Below are 21,401 nucleotides of genomic sequence, written 5' to 3' on the forward strand. Positions count from 1 at the left end.
GTTCATTGCTTTGCATCTTTTATACTCTCTACTTTTCCGTTAATAAAATGGACTTCTCTTTTATTCCTTCAAATTCATTTAGTAGATACATAGCTATTTTTTCAACTGCAGGTGAATCTACTATTTCCTCATGTGATCCAGGGACTGAATACCTATTTACTCTACCTTTTAATAAAGGTCCCCAATCTGTAAACAACTCTTTTCCTTCCTCAGCACTAAAGTAGAGAACTTCTCCAGAGTATGGTATTAAATCATGCTCTGCCATTAAGTTCAGGCATTTCCTATGAGCATTGATAACTTGCTTCAAATTCATAAGATCTGCATCAGGCGGGAGTACTCCCTCCATAATTAATCGCTCCACAAGCATATCTTGTTTATGGATGAGGCCTTCTTCCTGCTCAGTAAAATCTCTAGGAATAAAATGCTCATATATATATGAGAGCATTTCTTCTCTTGTTTTATAGTCCTGCTCTGAAGGTACTTTAGTATCCATTAGTATCAACAACTCAACTTCCTCACCTTGATTCTTTAGTACAGTTGCGATTTTATAAGCAATTGCACCGCCTAAAGACCATCCTCCAAGACGATATGGACCTTCTGGCTGAACACGTTTGATTTCTTCGATGTAAAGTTGAATTACTTCCGGCAAAGTTAACTCGTCAATTTCTTTCTTTTCTATAAGAGGATTCTGTAAACCATAAAATGAACAATGGTTCTTAAGCAATCTTGCTAGTTGAATGTAACAGAATACATTCCCCATAAACGGATGAACGCAGAAGAAAGGTCTTTTCTCTGATTCTTGTAGTGGAACTAGCGCTACTACTGATTTCGTCATATCATGCTTATCACGAATAAGGCATGCGATTCCTTCCACTGTTGGATTCTTAATCAATGTAGACACCTTAATCTCTTTTCCAAACTTCTCCTTAATTTTTGAAATCAATTTAATTACAAGGAGAGAATGTCCCCCTCTATTAAAGAAATCATCATTTACATAGACATCTTCTATCTGTAACACATCCTGCCAGATTTTAATCAACTGATATTCAATTTCATCCCTTGGAATGATTGGTGTAGACAAATTATTTTCTCTTTGAATTGTTAAACTGTTCAATGCCTTTCGATCAACTTTTCCATTCGGTGTAAGAGGAATCTTGTCTACCTTTATAAAGTGTGCGGGAACCATATAATTCGGTACTTGTGTCTTGAGATATTCACGCCAGTCATGCATACTTCCATCTCCAACTACATAAGCAACCAATCTCTGCTCTCCTAATTTATCCTCTGTTACCAAAACTACTGCTTCTTTTACCAAAACTACTGCTTCTTTTACCAATGGATGCCTCTCTATACTCGCTTCAATCTCTTCAAGTTCAATACGAAAGCCCCTAATTTTCACTTGATTATCAATTCTTCTCAAGTAATCTAAATTACCATCAGGTAAATAACGAACCAAATCTCCCGTACGATATAAACGCTCTTCTTCATTAAATGGATGACGGATGAATCGCTCTGTTGTTAATTCTGGACGATTCAAGTATCCTCGCGCTATACCTGCACCACCAATATATAGCTCACCTGTTACACCAACTGGAACAGGTAACAAATTTTTATCTAATACATAAGTTTGAACGTTCGGCAACGGACGTCCAATTGTAACTCTCTTACTATCTGTTTCGATATGATAACACGTTGCATCAACCGTACATTCTGTAGGACCGTATACGTTATAAAAATCAATTTTTTCAGTCTCTACTAGCTGTTTCCATAATGACGGCATGATTGCTTCACCACCGACTAATATCTTACTTGGTACATGAACATCAGCACTTGTTTCTAGTAATCCTCCATCTATAAGTAATTGAAGTAATGAAGGTGTCATATCAAACATTTCCAATTTATTCTCCCTAATATAAGACACAAATCGTTCCGGATTAGTGCGAACTTCACTTGGGATAATATATAAACTTGAACCATACAGCAGCATTTGTAATTGCTGAATAGATACATCAAAGGCAATTGACGCATTCAAACCGACGCGCATATTACTAGGTATGTCATGTGAGAAAACTTCTTTTTGTAAACCATAGGATAGGTTTATTACAGAATGGTGCTGTACTAAAGCCCCCTTTGGATTCCCTGTCGAACCAGAAGTATAGATAACATACGCTAAGTTTTCCCCTGTTACCTCACATATTGGTGAAAGTTTGCTTTCTTGAGAAAGCATTGCTTGGTCCCTATCTAGGCAAACTGTCTTGATGTCTTTAGGTATCCATCCTAGTAATACCTCATTTGTAACTAACACTCTAATTCCCGTGTCTTCTAAAATATATTGCAGGCGGCTTTCCGGATTCGATGGATCTAATGGAACATAGGCTGCTCCAGCCTTCCAAATTCCCATGAGACCAACAACCATCTCAACTGAACGCTCAAAGCAAAGGCCAACTAATGACTCTGTCCCAATTCCACATTTCTGTAAATGATGGGCTAATTGATTAGCTCTTTCATTCAGCTCTCGATATGTTAGTTGCTGTTTTTCATCTACCACTGCCAACGCGTCAGGCGTACGATTTACTTGCTCTTCGAATAGTTGATGGATTGCATTCTCACGTGGATAGGATATAGTATTATTATTCCATTCTTCCAATAGCTTTCTTTGTTCAGCTTCCGTAATATATACTAGCTCCGATAGATTTTGATCAATGTTTTTGAGCATTTGCATTAACACTTGGTGTAAATGACCCAGCATTCGTTCAATGGTTACTCTATTAAACTTACTACGGTCATACATTAACTTTAACGATAACTGGATTCCTGGAACTACAGCTAACCCTAATGGATAGTGGGTTTGTTCTACCCCTTCCAATTCACCAATTTCCAGATTTTCTGAAGACTCCTCTTTCACTGGATAATTTTCAAACACATATAAACTATTGAACAGCGGTATTCCTCTAGGAACTTCACTCCACCCCTGAATCTCTGTCAAAGAAGCATACTCATATTGTCTTCTTTCTATCTCTTCCTCTTGTATCTTCTGCAACCAATCTATTAATTTTATATCATCCATCAATTGAATTCGCGTCGGTGACGTTGTAATGAAAGGACCTACGATGTTTTCAACATCAATAATCTCCGTAGAACGCCCTGAGCTTGTTACACCAAAAACAATGTCATTTTCTCCACTATATCGGCTCATGAGATATGCCCATGCACCTTGAATTACTGTACTCAAAGTAAGTTTATTGCGTTTCGCCCATCCTTGTAACGCTTGAGTCTGCTCTTCTGATAAATACGTAACCTTCTCTGTGTAACCTTTTTCTTCCTCTTTACTTTCTAAGCCCAGCAAAGTTGGCGCAGTAAAACCTTTTAGCTTCCCTCTCCAAAATTGTTCCGCCTGCTCCTTATCTTGCTCTCTTAACCATTGGATATATTTCTTATATGGTGAGGACTTAGGTAACTTCACAGCTTCTCCATTCATTCTCTTCTGATAGACTGTAAGTAATTCATTAAATACTAATGGTAAACTCCATCCATCCAGTAAAATATGGTGATGGGTCCAAACAATCCGATATTCTTCCTCACCTTCTTGAATGACTGTTACCCGCATCAATGGTGCTTTATCAAATTGGAAGGCTTGTTTTCGATCTAATGCCAAAAAGACTTTTCTTTTTTCCTCTATCTCTTCACTTGTCATTGTACGCCAGTCTTCTTTGTTCACTTTAAATGGGATATTTTCATACACCACTTGTACAGGTTCTTCAATTTCGTCCCATACAAATGCTGTACGAAAAATTTCATGCCGCTGAATTACAGATTTCCACGCCTGCTCAAAAGTAGGAATATCCATTTCCCCTTGAATCATAAAACTCAATTGCACTATATACGGTGCAACATGTTCATCCCCTTGATCATGCAATGTGTGGAAGATCATACCTTCTTGCAAAGGTGATAGTGGATATAAATCAGTAATCTGATTTTTCTTTCCACGATGCATTTTATTTAGTACATTTGTCAAACCTTCTTGGCTAAGATTAGCCATTGCAAAATCCGAAATGGTCAGTGCAGATTCTCTATCTGAAAATTGAATCAATCTACTCAGTTGATATAGCATATTCTGTGCAATACTTTGAATCGTTGATTTGGCAAATTGTCCAACATTGTATACCCAAGTGAACTGAAGTTTTCCATCCGTTACAACCCCAATTACATCAATTACATGCGATCGCTTGGAACCGGCAGCATGATCTAAACGCTTAAATTCGTTCTCTGGAATAAACATTGCATCGCTAGAAAACATTTGGTCAAATTGTCCAAGATAGTTAAAACTAATAGACGGTGTATATTGGGAGCTTAATGGCTCACACATTGTTGTGTTCATGTAACGCAACACCCCATAATCAACACCCTTATTAGGAATTTTGCGAACTTGTTCTTTAACTGCTTTTAATGCTGCAATTGGCGTATTAGCATTAGTAATATTTAAATGAACTGGGTAAATACTTGTAAACCATCCCACGGTTCTCGATAAATCAACATCTTCAATAATCTCTTCTCGACCATGTCCCTCTAAATCTACGCTTAATATCGGCTGCCCCGTACATGCTGCTGTAGCTTGTACCAATGCTGCTAATAATACTTCATTGATTTGGACACGGTGAGTGCTTAAAGTCTCTTGCAATAACATACGGGTCTCATTCTCGTTTAACACCACAGTAATTTCCTCAGTTACTGCGCTTACTGGATTACTTATAGTACCATCTACTGGCAGTATAACTACGTCTTGTTCAACCTGCTGCTCCCAGTAATGTAGCACTTCTTTTGATATTCCAGTTTGAGCGTAATGTTGTAATTTCTCCGACCATTCTTTAAAAGATGTACTCTTCATAGGTAATTGAATTTTTTGCCCTTGGACCGCTTGCGTATATGCTGTTTGCAAATCTTCCAATAAAATCCGCCAAGAAACACCATCCACGGCTAAGTGATGAATTGTCCAAAATAATCGACCAGTCTCCTCACCTTCATCAAAATACACCATTCTCATTAAAGGACCATCATGTAAATTCAATCTTTCTTGTGCAACATTAATCTCTTTTTGAATAACTTCATGCCAATCCGCTTCCGGCACTTCGTCTAATGAAATGACAGTCAGCATCAATTGTTCTTCAATTCCTTCATTCCACTGTTCCCAAGTCCCATTAGGTAAACGTTCATATCTTAAACGCAGGGCATCATGATGAAGTAGAAGGTTACGCGCTGCCTTTTCCAGTGATCCTATGTCCAATTTTTCTTTCGTTCTAAAGAACATGGATTGATTCCAATGATGTGGATTAGGATGATTTTGCGCAAAAAACCTTTGCTGAATAGGTGTAAGTATCATCTCTCCAGTTATAATTCCTTGTTCAGCTTGTACACCTTGTTCTTCTTTGACTACTTGCGCTAACTCAGCAATCGTTTGGTGTTCAAATAGTTGTTTTGGTGTCAACTGTAAACCAGCTTGCTTTGCGCGAGAGACAATCTGAATGCTAAGAATTGAATCTCCACCAATTTCAAAAAAGTTATCATAAATACCAATACGTTTTGAACCTAGCACACGTTCCCAAATGATAGAAAGCTTATGTTCACGTTCATTTCTTGGGGCTGCGTAGCCTTCTTGTATTCCTTGATAATCTGGTATAGGTAACGATTTCCGATCAACCTTTCCATTTATGGTTAGCGGTAATTCTTTCATTTCGACAAAGTAGGAAGGTATCATATGGATTGGCAGTTTTGTTTTAAGATACTCTCGCCATTCTTCTACACTACCTTCGCCCACTACATAAGCTACTAACCTCTTATCTCCCGACTGATTTTCCCTAACTATTACAACTACCTCTTTTACCAAGTCATGCTCTTGTAAAGTCGACTCAATCTCCCCAAGTTCGATTCGAAATCCTCTAATCTTCACTTGATTATCCATTCTTCCTAAGTAGTCTATATTACCATCAGGAAGATATCTCACAAGATCGCCTGTTCTATATAACCTCTCGCCTTCTTTGAATGGATGAGAAATAAATCGTTCGGATGTTAACTCTGGACGATTCAAGTACCCCTTTGCTAGACCTACTCCTCCGATATAAAGTTCCCCCATCACACCAACTGGAACTAGCAACCTATTACTATCTAATACATAAGTTTGGACGTTAGGCAATGGACGCCCAATTGTTACTCTCTTACTATCTTTTTTGATATGATAGCATGTTGCATCAACCGTACATTCTGTAGGACCATATACATTATAAAACTGTATTTTATCAGTCTCTACTAGCTGTTCCCATAATGACGGCATAATTGCTTCACCACCAACCAGTACCTTACTTGGAACATGAACGCCATCGCACGTTTCTAACAATCCGGCATCTATAAGTAATTGAAGCAATGAAGGTGTTATATCAAAGATTTCTAACTTGTTCTCCCTAATATAAGCTACAAACTGCTCCGGATCACTTCGTACTTCATTCGGAATAATATACAAACTTGAACCATAAAGCAGCATTTGTAATTGCTGGATAGATGCATCAAAGGCAATTGACGCATTTAAACCGACATGCATGTTAGATGGTATCTCATGTTCGAAAACCTCTTTTTGTAAACCATGCGACAAGTTTAGTACAGAATGATGCTGTATCAAGACACCCTTTGGATTCCCCGTTGATCCTGAAGTATAGATAACATACGCTAAGTTTTCTCCTGTTACTTCACATTTTGGTGAAAGAATGCTTTCTTGTGAAATCATTGCTTGATCCCTATCTAGACAAACTATCTTGATTTCTTTAGGTATCCAGTCTTCCAATGACTCGTTCGTAACTAATACTTGAATTCCAGTGTCCTCCAAAATATATCGTAGACGACTCTCTGGATATGATGGGTCTAATGGAACATAGGCTGCTCCAGCCTTCCAAATCCCCATAATACTAACAATCATCTCAACTGAACGCTCAAAGCAAAGTCCAACCAATGATTCATTCCCAATTCCGCATTGCTGAAGATAGTGGGCCAATTGATTAGCTTTTTCATTCAGCTCTCGATACGTTAACTTCTGTTTTTCATCTACCACTGCTACCGCATCAGGTGTACGATTTACTTGCTCTTCAAACAACTGATGAATCGTACTTTCCCGTAGATATGCTACAGCATTATTATTCCACTCTTCCAACTGTTTTTGCTGTAATCCTGATAATATAGGCAACTTAGCTAATGATTTATCAGGATTCTCCACGATTACATTCAACCAGTTTCCAAAATGTTCAGCCATGGATTCAATAGTTAAGCTGTCAAATAAATCAGTTCTATAAACAAAAGTAAGTAATAAACCCTCTTCCACTTCTGCAGCTGTTAAACTTAAATCAAACTTAGCGATTGGAGCATTACTTTCCATTACTTCTATATTTCTTCCATGTAGTTCTGGTAGCTTCTGTCCCGTATTTTGCAAAGTAAACATGGTTTGGAAAATCGGAGAATGGCTTGTATTTCGTTCAGGTTGGATAACCTCTACAATTTTCTCAAACGGAACATCTTGATACTCATATGCCTTCAATGCTTTTATCCGCACTTGAGACAACAACTCTTGAAATGCCGGTGCATTACTTAAATCAGCTCGATAAACCAATGTATTGATAAAGAAACCAATCAATCCTTCAATTTCTCGATAATTTCGATTTGCAATTGGGCTGCCAACAATAATATCCGTTTGTCCCGTATAACGAGCAAGGAAACTTTGATACGATGCCAATAAGGTCATGAAAAGCGTTGCCCCTTCTTGACGACTTAGTTCGTTTAATTTATCCAGTAATGAGCGTGACAACAGCACATTATGAGTTAATCCATGGTGGGTTTGCACTGGCGGACGCGGACGATCCATTGGCAACATTAAGACTGGTAACTCACCAGATAATTCTTCCTTCCAATATGCAAGCTGTTGATTTAGTACTTCATCTTTCAACCATTCTCTTTGCCACTGAGCAAAATCTGCATATTGAACTGGTAGTGGTTCCAGCTCTGCTTGTTTTTCACCAATCGCATTCTCATAAAATGCCATCCATTCTTGAAGTAAGATTTCCATCGACCATCCATCTGAGATAATATGATGCATATTACACAGAAGAACCCATTCTTCTTCTGAAATTCTTATGAGTTTCCCACGGAACAATGGCCCTTTTTCTAAATCAAATGGAGATTCGACTTCAGTTTGAATCCATTGCTCCAACTTTCTTTCTCGCTCCTCTAATGAAAGCTTAGTTAAGTCCATTTGCAGAAGCGGACGGAAAACGTACGGTTGAATCCGCTGCATAGGATGGCCATCCTCTTCATAAAATACAGTCCGCAAAGATTCATGACGCTCTATCAACTGATTCCATCCCAACTCCAATGCCTCAGGTAACCAATTCCCTGTAAGACGGCATGCCATTGGCATATTATAAAGTGCACTATTAGGTGCAAATTGATCAATAAACCATAAGCGCTGTTGGGCATAAGACAGTGGAATATTTCCCCCTCGTTCCATCGGCATCAATGGTGGAATTTCTCGTTTTTCGCTCCCCTTACGTAACTGATCTATTCGTTTCGATAATGCCTCGACCGTTGAATATTCGAACAGTTCACGTACTGGCAATTTGATTTGAAAGACTTCCTGTAAGCGTGAGACCACTTGTGTAGCAAGTAGAGAGTGACCACCGAGCTCAAAGAAAGAATCCTGAACATCAATGTCTCTTATTCCTAGCACTTGACTCCACACTGAAGCAATAAGTTCTTCCAGCGGAGTTCTTGGGTATACAGTATTTTCAGCGGATTGTTCACTAAGTATAGGCAATGCCTTCAAATCAAGCTTTCCATTCGGTGTAAGTGGTAAAAATTCCATCTCAATAAAGTTTGTTGGAACCATGTAATTAGGTAAATGTGTTTGTAGATGTTCTCGCCATTCATGGACACTTCCTTCACCAACTACATAAGCTACTAATCTCTTATCACCTTGATTATCCTCTCGCGCCAATACAACAGCTTCTTTCACAGAAGAATGCGCCTGCAAAACAGCTTCTATTTCTCCCAATTCAATCCGGAAACCACGAATTTTCACTTGGTCATCTATACGTCCATGGAACTGGAGATTACCATCAGAAAGATAACTTGCTTTGTCTCCTGTATAATAGAGACGTTCTCCTGACTTGAAAGGATGTGGAATAAATTTTTCCTTTGTAAGATCCGGACGATTAGCATATCCACGTGCAAGACTCTTCCCTCCAATATAGAGATCTCCAATTACACCAATTGGTACTAGCTGAAGATGAGAATCTAACACATAAACTTCTGTATTCGCAATCGGTCGACCAATCGATGGCGTACCTGTTGTCACTCCTACAGGTACATAACAATCTGTGGTAACAACGGTATTTTCCGATGGACCATACTGATTAATTACCGCAAAAGGAATATCGTTAGATGGGTACTGCGTTAATTGATCCCCACCAGTAATGATAAAACGAAGATCCGTTTTATCTGGCCAAGATAATTTCAAGAGCCTTTCCAGAATAGGCGTAGGTGCAAAGCTAGCTGTTATTCGTGAATCGATGAGCCAGTCCCTTAGTGCTTCTGGATTAATTCTCAGTTCCTCTGTTGACAAGTAGAGTGCTGCGCCAGCAGTTAGATACGGCCAAATCTCCTGGACAGCCGAATCAAAAGCAACCCCTGCAATCTGAGTCGCACGATCCTCTGCTGAAATATGATAAACTTCTTGATGCCAAGAAACCATATTCATTAATGAGCGATTTTCAACCATGACCCCCTTCGGTTTTCCTGTAGAACCAGAGGTATAAACAATATAGGCTAAGTTCTCTGGATTTATTTGACGTGTAGGTGCGATTACGCTTTCCACTGTTAGTTCTTCTAACCTCACCATTTCGATGTGTGCGAAATGTCCTTCTTGTCCTTCCGCCGTCACTACAAATTGAATTCCTGCATCTTCAATCATGTATTCTAACCTTGATTTTGGATATAACGGATCTAAAACAACATAAGCTCCACCAGCTTTTAAAATGCCCAGTAAACTTGCCATTAGCTCAGCTGACCTCGGAAGATAAACTCCTACCACTGACTCTGGGGCTACTCCCTTTCGCCGTAAAACATTTGCCAACTGATTTGCTTGTGTATCCAGTTCACCATAAGTCCACTGTTTTGTTTGATCAACTACCGCAATCGCATCCGGACGCCTTGCTACTTGCTCCTCAAATCTGTCGCAAATAAGACCCTGATGAGACATTTCCATTACAGTGTCATTCCATGTTTCTAATAACAAAGTACGTTCGGGTTCCGATAGCATGCTCAGGTCATGCAACGGATTTTGTGGGCGATGAGAAACTTCATGTAGCCATTTCTCAAAGTGTCCTGCCATCCGTTCAATAGTAGTAGCATTGAATAAATCCTTATTGTACTCAAAAGTAAAAAGTAATCCCTCTTCCGTCTCAGTTGCCATTACACTTAAATCAAACTTTGCAATTGGACTATGGCTTTCTATCATTTCAATACTTCTACTAGATAACATCGGAAACTCTTGTTTCATATTTTGCAAGATGAACATAGTCTGGAAGATTGGCGAATGACTTGTACTTCGTTCCGGTTGCACAACTTCTACAATTTTTTCAAATGGAATATCTTGATATTCATACGCCTTCAATGCCTTTTGACGAACCTGATATAGTACATCTTGAAATGTCGGTCTACCACTTAAATTAGCTCGATAAACCAGCGTGTTAACGAAGAAACCAATTAGTCCTTCAATTTCTCTATAATTCCGATTCGCAATTGGGCTTCCGACCAGGATATCTTCTTGTCCCGTATAACGAGATAGAAAACTTTGATATGCAGCTAAAAGCGTCATGAAGAGTGTAGCCCCTTCTTTTCGACTAAGTTCATTCAATTTATCATGTAGCGTGCCTGGCAGAACCAGAGTGTATGTCGACCCGTGATGAGTTTGTATTGCGGGACGCGGGCGATCCATAGGAAGTTGGAGTACAGGAAGCTCCCCAGACAATTCTTCCCTCCAATATTGGAGTTGTTGATCAAGCACCTCCTCCTTTAGCCATCCTTTTTGCCACTGAGCAAAGTCGGCATATTGAACCGGTAATGGTTCAAGTTCCGCTACCTTTCCATCCGTTGCTTTCTCATAAAATGCCATCCATTCTTCAAGTAGGATTCCCATTGACCATCCATCTGAAATGATATGATGTAGAGTACAAAGGAGTATCCATTCTTCCTCTCCCACGTGCAAAATACTTGTCCTGATTAATGGACCCTCTGTTAAATCAAATGGCACTTCTGTTTCTTGTTGAATTAAACGTTTAACTTCTTCTTCTTGGTCTTCAGAAGAAAGCATAGTTAAATCCGGTTTCGGAATTGATTGAAAAGCATACGGTTCAATTTGCTGTACGGGTTGACCGTTCACTTCGTGAAAGACCGTCCGCAGTGATTCATGACGTTCTATTAGTTGATTCCATCCCGTTTCCAATGCTTCAAGTAGCCAATTCCCTGTAAGGCGGCATACCATTGGTATATTGTAAAGGGCACTATTAGGTGTAAATTGATCAATGAACCATAAGCGTTGTTGGGCATAAGATAGTGGGATAGCTTCTCCTCGTTTCATTGGTATCAGCGGCGGAATCTCTCGTTTTTTATCTCCTTTACGTAACTGATCTAATCGCTTTGCCAGTGACTCCACCGTTGTATATTCAAATAGTTCACGTACTGGTAATTCAATTTGAAAAATTCCCTGTAAACGTGAAACTACTTGAGTAGCTAGTAGTGAATGACCACCGATTTCAAAAAAGGAATCCTGAACATTAATATTTTTTATTCCTAACACTTGGCTCCAAACGGAAACGATAAGCTCCTCCACTGGTGTTCGTGATGAAGTAATATCTTCACTTATGAACTGTTCTTCTAATTCCAGTAAGGCTTTCCGATTCACCTTACCATTTGGAGTGAGTGGCATACCTTCAATTTTGAAAAAGTATGCCGGAACCATATAATGTGGCAGTTGCTTCTTGAGATATTCACGCCACTCCCCAGTATCGCCTTCACCCACTACATAAGCTATTAACTGCTTATCTCCTGGTCGATCTTCCTTCACCAACACGACTGCCTCTTTTACAGATGAGTGATCATGTAAAGCTGCTTCAATTTCTCCCAATTCAATTCGGAATCCTCTAATTTTAACTTGGTTATCTATTCTTCCAATATATTCTAAGTTACGATCATTCATATATCTCACCAAGTCACCCGTTCGATATAATCGTTCCCCATCCTTAAAGGGATGCGGAATAAAACGTTCAGTAGTTAAATCCGGTCGATTGAAGTAGCCACGTGCTAATCCTACTCCTCCAAGGTAAAGTTCCCCTGCCACACCAATCGGGACGACTTGTTGATATTGATCTAACACATACAACTCTGTATTATCAATCGGACGACCAATCGGAATAAGCATTGGTTCTTTTTCTAAATCACAATCGTAATAAGTCACATCCACAGTTGCTTCAGTAGGACCATACAAGTTAATTAACTTTGTTTGCTGAACATTGTAAAAGATCCCCTTAAACCGGCGAACCTGCTCAGTGTTTAACGCTTCTCCACTAGTAAAAACTTGAATTAAAGACGAGACATCCCTTTTCGAATTATATAGTTCCATATAATCTAAGAAAATAGATAACATCGACGGAACAAAGTGCATGGTGGATACACGGTATCGTTCAATATACTCCTCAATCACCGCAGGATCTTTCTCTCCTCCTGGTGGAAGTAAACAAACACGTGCTCCTACAAATGACCACCAAAATAATTCCCAGACAGAAACATCGAACGAAAACGGTGTCTTTTGTAGGATTGTATCCTCCTCGGACAATGGATATTTTTTCTGCATCCACTGTAGGCGATTGATAACGGAATGATGTTCAATCATTACCCCCTTTGGATTTCCTGTCGAACCCGAAGTGTATATGATATAGGCTAAGTTATTTGCTGTTACTCCACTTACCGGAGCTAAATTACTCTCTTTAGAAATCATCACTTGATCCCGGTCTAAACAAATTGCTTGAATATCTTTAGGTAACCAGTCCTGTAGTGTTTCTTTTGTTAACAGCACTTGAATTTGTGAATTCTCCAAAATATATCTTAGGCGGTTTTCGGGATAACTTGGGTCCAGTGGGACATAAGCCCCACCTGCCTTCAAAATCCCAAAGAGACCAATAATCATATCAGGAGAACGTTCAATACATATACCAACCAATGATTCAGGTCCGATACCTCGTTTTTGTAGAAAATGTGCCAATTGATTCGATTTTTCATTCAGTTCTTGATACGTTAGCTTTCCACCCTCATAAACTACCGCCACTGCATCAGGTGTCCGTGCAACTTGCTGCTCAAATAGCTCATGAATCATACGATCATGACCATAAACTACGTCCGTATCATTCCATTCTTCTAGGAGTTGTTTTTGCTCAGTATCCGATAACATTGACAGCTTTGTATATGATTCATCTGGATGATACGTGATTTCATTTAGCCAGTTCTCAAAATGTCCTGCCATACGCGCAATGGTACTACTATCAAATAAATCCGTGTTGTATTCAAATGAGACGAATAGACCTTCTTCCACTTCATAGGCAGTTAAGCTCAAATCAAATTTAGCAATAGACATATTACTTTCTACCATTTCAATAATTCTATCAGGCAAATCTAGTCGTTCTTGTTTTATATTCTGTAGCGTAAACATGGTCTGAAATATAGGGGAATGACTCATGCTTCGTTCAGGTTGCACAGCTTCTACCACTTTTTCAAATGGGATATCTTGATATTCGTATGCTTTTAACGCCTTTTTCTTTGTTTGGTTCAAAATCTCCCGAAAAGTAGGGGTGCCACTCAAATCTGATCGATAAACCAACGTATTAACAAAGAAACCAATTAATCCTTCTACTCCCTTATGGTTCCGATTTGCAATCGGGCTACCAACTAGAATATCTTTTTGTCCCGTATAACGAGCAAGAAAGCTCTGGTATGCGGCCATTAAAGTCATAAATAAAGTAGATCCTTCTTGTCGACTTATATCCTTCAATTGACTGAGCAATTTATAAGGAAAAATCACATGATGCGTAGCCCCAGAGTAGGTCTGCTTAACCGGCCGAGGTCGATCCACTGGCAGTTGTAAGATAGGAAGCTCACCAGACAATTCTTCCTGCCAATACGTAAGCTGACGATTTAGCACATCACCTTGCAACCACTCCTTTTGCCACTTCGCAAAGTCTGCATATTGAATGGATAATGAACTTAATTTAGCAGGATTTCCACCCATTTCTTCTTCATAGAAAGCAAGTAATTCATTCATGAATATACCAATGGACCAAGCATCAGAAATAATATGATGCATCGTACACAGTAATAACCATTCATCCTTCTCTAATTGAACAAGCTGATTACGAATTAAAGGACCATTCATTAAATCAAATGGTTCTTGCGCTTCTCTCGCAATTAAACTATCTACCTCTTTTTCTTTTACTTTTAGAGGAAGTTGAGAGTAATCCCTTACAGGTAATGCTCTAGGAAGAAATTCGAGAATTTGTTGCACAGGCTCTTCTCCTACTTCTTTAAAAACAGTTCGTAATGATTCATGACGTTCAATGAGTCGATTGAATCCCTTCTCTAATGCTTCAGGTATCCAATTTCCTTTTAGATGCCATACTGTTGGAATATTATATAAAGAACTGTTTGGGTTAAATCTGTCCATAAACCACAAACGTTGTTGCGCATAAGACAACGGGAGTGCTTCTTTATTCTCCTTTTTTTGCATTTGCTTCTGAAGCCATGCTCTCTTCTCAGGAGAAAGTGAACTCAGCTTTGCAAGTAAATCACTTCTCATTTTTTTACCCCTTCCTCAATCAAATTACTCTCGAATATCCCATGTGCTTCTTCCTCTGATAGATCTTCTAATTGCTTAAGCAGTTCTAGTAATTCTTCATCATTACTGACTGCTGCTTCTTTTTGAATAAAGTCTTGAAGACTTACATTCTCCTTACTATCATTCTGCATTTCTTGATTTTTGTTATCGAGCAATTGATCAATCTGTTCTGCCAATTGCTGCACCGTATGAAACATAAATAAATCATGCAATGGTATCTCGATTTCAAAAGCCTCTTTAAGATTGGAAACAGCTTGCGTAGCAAGTAATGAATGTCCACCAATTTCAAAAAACGAATCCTGAATTCCGATGTTTTCCATACCTAAAACTTCATGCCATATCGAAACAATTGTTTTTTCCGTAGACGTACGAGGGGCAATATAACAACTCGCTATCTCCTGCTTCTCTGGTGCTGGTAAAGCCTTCCTATCAATTTTGCCATTAGGAGTGAGTGGAAATGCATTTAATCCAACAAAATAGGATGGAATCATATAATTTGGTAGTTGATCCTTGAGATAATCACGCCACTTTTGAGCATCCCCGTCTCCTACAACATAGGCGATCAAACGTGGATCGCCAGGATAATCTTCCCGCACCATTACAATAGCTTCGTTAACTAATATATGCCTTTGTAATGCCGCTTCAATTTCTCCTAGTTCAATCCGGAACCCACGAATTTTTACTTGATGATCAATTCGTCCAACATACTCCAAATTTCCATCTGGTAAATACCTTACTAGATCTCCAGTCCGGTATACTCGCTCTCCTTCTTTAAACGGATGCGATATAAAAAGATTTTGCGTTAAGTCAGGGCGGTTTAAATATCCACGTGCTAACCCTGATCCACCAATGTATAGCTCACCAACTACACCAATTGGAACCATTTTTTGTTCGGCACTTAGTACATATACTTCTGTATTGAATATTGGGTTACCAATTGGTGGTACCCTATGCATGACACCCTTTTCTAATTCCATATACGTGGAATACGTAGTATCTTCGGACGGTCCATATAGGTTGTACACCTTTTCGATTGTACTTCTCTCGTATAAATCTTGAACAAGCGAATATGGCAATGGTTCTCCAGCCAAATTCATCACCTTTACCGAAGAAGGGATTGTTTTTGCTCGAACCAGTTCCTTCGCTACCGATGGCACAGTATTAACCAAAGTTACACCTTTGGTAGACAACTTCTCTAGATGTAGAGCATTTTCAGTGACAATCACCTTACCACCCATCGTTAAGGGAACAAATAATTCAAAAACGGATAAATCAAAAGATAGCGAAGTTGAAGCTAACACTCCCGCTAATTCCTTTCGGGAATACGTGCGATGCGCCCAATGAATCATTGTTACTGTATTCCTGTGCTCAATCATTACTCCCTTTGGATTTCCAGTGGAACCTGAAGTATAGATAATATAGGCTAAGTTATCGCCCGTCACTTCACTCATACATACCGTAGTTACTTCTTGTTCTATTTCTGCTCGATTACGATCAATACAAATCACGTCAACGAATTTAGGTATAACCATTTTTTGTTGTAACTTTTCCTGTGTCACCAGTACCTTTATTTGAGTATCCTCTAAAATGTATTGCAGTCGACTTTCCGGATACACTGGATCAATTGGGACATATGCTCCTCCTGCCTTCATAATTCCTAAGAGGCCTACAATCATCTCAGATGAACGTGTAACACAAATCCCAACCAATGATTCGCAACCTACACCATTTTTCTGTAAATAATGTGCCAACTGATTCGAGCGTTCGTCCAACTCTCGATATGTTAGTTCTTCATCTTCGCACACTACTGCAATTGCTTCTGGTGTTTTTTTCACCTGTTCTTCAAACATTGTATGAATCGTACTTTCTTCCATATCTATAACACGCGATTTATTCCATTCCTCTAGTAGTTGCTTATATTCTACTTTCGATAACATATTCAGTTCTGATAATACACCTTTTGGATGAGAGACAATTTGATTTAACCAATGCTCAAAATGACTTGCCATACGTTCAATGGTTGTATCATCAAACAAATCAGTATTGTATTCAAAGGTTAGTGATAATCCTTCTTCCGTCTCAGTAACAAATAAACTCAAATCAAATTTCGCTACAGAAGCATGGCTTTCCATGAGTTCCATTTGTCTTTCAGATAGCTGAGGAAATTCTTGCTTCGCATTCTGTAAAGTAAACATAGTTTGGAATATTGGTGAATGACTTGTATTCCGTTCCGGCTTTACGGATTCTACCACTTTCTCAAATGGGATGTCCTGATACTCGTATGCTTTTAGTGCTTTTTTTCTTACCTGCGACAAAAGTTCTTGGAACGACGGATTTTCACTGAAATCAGCTCGATAAACCAACGTATTTGCAAAGAAACCTATTAATCCCTCAATCTCTTTCACATTTCGATTAGCGATTGGGCTTCCAACCAAGATGTCATCCTGTCCTGTATAACGAGAAAGGAAGCTTTGATACGCTGCCATCAATGTCATAAATAAAGTGCATCCTTCTTGCAGACTTAAATCTTTGAGCTTTTCCTGTAGGGAATTCGCCACTATTAAGGACTGACTTGCACCACGATAGGTTTGAACTGCAGGTCGAGGACGATCCATCGGTAATTGTAAAACCGGTAGTTCCCCAGATAATTCTTCCTTCCAATATTGAAGGTGCTGATTCAAATTTTCTTCTTTTTGCCATTCCTTCTGCCACATGACAAAATCTGCATATTGGATAGATAATTCCTTCAATTCCGCCGGTTTGCCGCTTAATGCTCCTTCATAAAAAGCCATCCATTCTTCAAGTAAGATTCCCATTGACCATCCATCTGAAATAATATGATGCATCGTACAAATGAGAATCCATTCTTCCCTGTCCACTTTCAATATTCGTGTTCGAATCAGAGGATCTTGTCCAAAATGAAATGGTTCCTCAGCTTCGTTTTGAATGAGCCGTTTCATTTCTCTTTCCCTATCTTCCAAAGAGAGATCTGTTAGATTCGTTTGAGGAATATGTCTGAATACATGAGATTGAACTTGTTGAAAAGGTTCACCCTCTTGTTCTAGAATTATCGTCCTTAATGATTCATGACGCTCCAACAATTGATTCCATCCGGCCTCCAATGCTTCAATTGACCATTCACCTGTTAAGCGACACGCTGCATGAATATTGTACATAGCACTATTTGGCATTAATTGATCAATAAACCATAGACGTTTCTGCGCATAGGAAAGTGGGATAATTTCTTCTCGTTTCATAGGTACAAGGGGAGCAACCTCTCGTTTTTTATCTTCTTTTCGTAACTGATCCACCCGTTTCGCCAATGCTTCCACTGTATCGTGCTTGAAAAGTTCACGTAATGGAATTTTAATTTGGAACAGTTCTTGCAATCGAGAGACAATTTGAGTAGCAAGTAGTGAGTGCCCACCACGTTCAAAGAAGGAATCTTGAATACCAATATTTTCTGTTCCTAACACTTGGCTCCAAACCGAGGCAATAAGCTCTTCCGATGGCGTCCGAGGTAGCACATTTAAATCTTCAATAGCTTGCTCATCAGGTGCTGGCAAGGCCTTTCGGTCAATTTTCCCATTCGGAGTAAGCGGGAAGTGTTCTAACTCTATAAAGTGCGCTGGAATCATATGATTCGGTAATTGGTTTTGTAAATACTCTCTCCACTCTTGGGTATTTCCATCGCTTATTACATATGCAACCAATCGTTGATCACCTGGACGATCTTCTCTAACTAATACGACAGCCTCTTTAATAAACGAACATTTTTCTAAAGTGGCTTCAATTTCTCCTAATTCAATCCTAAAACCACGCATTTTGACTTGATGATCCATTCTACCTATAAATTCTATATTTCCATCAGTTAGATATCTTACTGAATCTCCTGTTCGATATAGTCGTTCCCCCAATCGAAATGGGTGCGAAATGAATTTTTCAGTAGTAAGATTCTGACGATTTAAGTATCCACGCGCTAAACCAGCACCACCAATATATAACTCACCCTCAGTTCCTATTGATTGCAAGCGTTGATTTTGGTCTAATACATATAATTGCGTATTCTGTATTGGCTGCCCAATAGAAACAAATTCTTGATTAGGCTGAATATCAAATGCATTCACATAAATAGTGGCTTCAGTTGGTCCATAAAAGTTGGTTAATTTCACTTGTCCACTATAATTCCATTTCTGTTGAAATCGTCTAACTAACCCTGAACTTAGTTCTTCTCCACCAGAAAATACATGGCGTACGGACGAACAATTCATGTTCATTTCAATATGATTGAAGTGATCTAAGAAAACAGATAACATCGAAGGTACAAATTGAACTATAGTAACCTGATGTTGTTTAATCACTTCAGCTATAATAGAAGGATCTTTTTCTCCACCTGGAGGTAGGAAAGATACACTTGCACCAACGTGAATGCCCCAAAACAATTCCCAAACAGAGACATCAAATGAGAATGGCGTTTTCTGCAAGACCACATCCTTTTCAGAGAGCGGATATTTATGTTGCATCCATTCTAGATAATTAATTACTGAATGATGCTCAATCATTACTCCCTTTGGATTCCCTGTAGATCCTGAAGTATACATAACATACGCTAAATTTTCTCCTGTTACACCACTTATACATGGGGTTGTTTCTTCTTTTTCAATTGCAGTATAATCTTTATTCATACAAATCGTTTCAATATTTTCAGATACAAACAAATTTTTAGAATTCTCTTCCGTCACTAGTACTTCGATTCCAGCATCCTCTAATATATATCGAAGTCGACTCTCTGGATAAGTAGGGTCAAGTGGAACATACGCTGCTCCTGATTTTAGAATACCTAATAACGCTATCATCATTTGTAATGAACGTTCCATATATACCCCAACTAGAGACTCTGGGCCTACACCATGCTTTTGTAAATAATGAGCTAGCTGATTTGCACGCTTCTCCAACTCTTTATAGGTAATTTGTTCATTTTCGTAACTAGCCGCGATTGCTTCCGGTGTTTTTTTAACTTGCTCCTCAAACATCGTATGAATCATGCCTTCAGCCGAATAATTAACTTGAGTATGATTCCATTCCTCTAGTAACTGTATCTGTTCTTCTTCTGTTAAATGAGTAATTTCAAATAGTTTTGAATCTAGGCTCTTCGTCATCTGAATTAATATTTGCAATAAGTGATTCTGAATCCGATTTATTGCTTCTTCATTAAAATAGCTTCGATCATACATCAACTTTAAAGTAATTTTCTTACCGGGCATTACAATGAGTGTTAAAGGATAATTTGTTTGTTCCGTGCTTGTAACATCTAGTAATCTTAAATCATCATTTCTCTCACCTTGAATTGGATAATTTTCAAACACATACAAGGTATGAAATAAGGAGCTATTTCGCGGAACCTCACTCCAGCCTTGAATATCTATCAACGAATTATACTCATACTGTCTTCGTTCCATTTCTTTCATTTGTATTTTACGAAGCCAATCTACTACTGATGTATTATCCGCTAATCGAATTCTGGTAGGCAATGTGTTAATAAATAGCCCCACCATATTCTCTGCTCCTATTAAATCAGTAGGACGTCCAGCGCTAGTTACGCCAAATACGACGTCACTGTCACCGCTATACCTACTCATCAAATAAGCCCATGCACCTTGTACTAACGTATTCAACGTTAATCGACTATTTCGTACCCACTCTTGTAAATTCTCAGTAAGTTCCTCAGATACTTGATAAGCAAACTCCCCATAACCCTTCTCTTGTCCTTGATCCTTTCTTTCCATTGCTAATGGAGTAGGTGCATAGAACCCTTTTAATTCTTCTTTCCAAAATTCCTCTGCTTGACTTTGATCTTGTTTATTTATCCATTGGATATATTTTTTATAAGGAAGAGATTTAGGAAGATTCAACAATTCTCCCTTTATCATCTTGAGATAAACTTCCATCACTTCACTAAAGACCAATGACACACTCCATCCATCTAGTAAAATATGATGATGTGTCCAAATAATTCTCGTTTCCCCTTCTGCTTCTTTAATCGCAGTGACTCTCATCAATGGTGCTTCATCCAATAAAAATCCTTTGCTACGATCTGCAGTCAAAAACTGGTGTAATTTCTTCTCCTTCTCCTCATGCGAATAGGTACTCCAATCCTCTTGATGAATAGTAAAAGGAAGACGTTCGTAAACTGCTTGTAGAGGTTTTTCTACTTCCTCCCAAACAAATACTGAGCGCAGAACCTCATGTCGTTGAATAACATATTCCCAAGCTTTTTCAAAAGTAGCAACATCCAATTGCCCCCCGAGCAAGAAACCTACTTGTACAATATAGGAAAAAGAATATTCATCATCTTGATCGTATAAAGTATGAAACAGTATTCCTTTTTGCAAAGGTGATAAACCATATATATCAATAACGTCTCCCATTT

The 21,401-nt window shown here is 38.8% G+C and carries 2 protein-coding genes; both read right to left on the minus strand.

The genetic code is table 11. The features are described from left to right. Positions 1-28: 28 nt before the first annotated feature. Positions 29-14,932, minus strand: a complete 14,904-nt coding sequence (locus MR107_RS08670) for a non-ribosomal peptide synthetase (RefSeq protein ID WP_242292243.1) — start codon at positions 14,930-14,932, stop codon at positions 29-31. Then, positions 14,929-21,399: a non-ribosomal peptide synthetase gene (locus MR107_RS08675; RefSeq protein ID WP_242292244.1), complete on the minus strand. Its 6,471-nt coding sequence runs from the start codon at positions 21,397-21,399 to the stop codon at positions 14,929-14,931. The genes MR107_RS08670 and MR107_RS08675 overlap by 4 nt, the downstream gene beginning before the upstream one ends. Positions 21,400-21,401 lie beyond the last annotated feature (2 nt).

The sequence above is a fragment of the Bacillus cereus group sp. BfR-BA-01441 genome (assembly GCF_022663075.1).
GTDB classification, from domain to species: Bacteria; Bacillota; Bacilli; order Bacillales; family Bacillaceae_G; genus Bacillus_A; species Bacillus_A cereus.

Excerpts from the sequence above, each read along its gene's own strand:
- MR107_RS08670 (WP_242292243.1), bottom strand. The coding sequence starts at position 14,932 with ATGAGAAGTGATTTACTTGCAAAGCTGAGTTCACTTTCTCCTGAGAAG.
- MR107_RS08675 (WP_242292244.1), bottom strand. The coding sequence starts at position 21,399 with ATGGGAGACGTTATTGATATATATGGTTTATCACCTTTGCAAAAAGGA.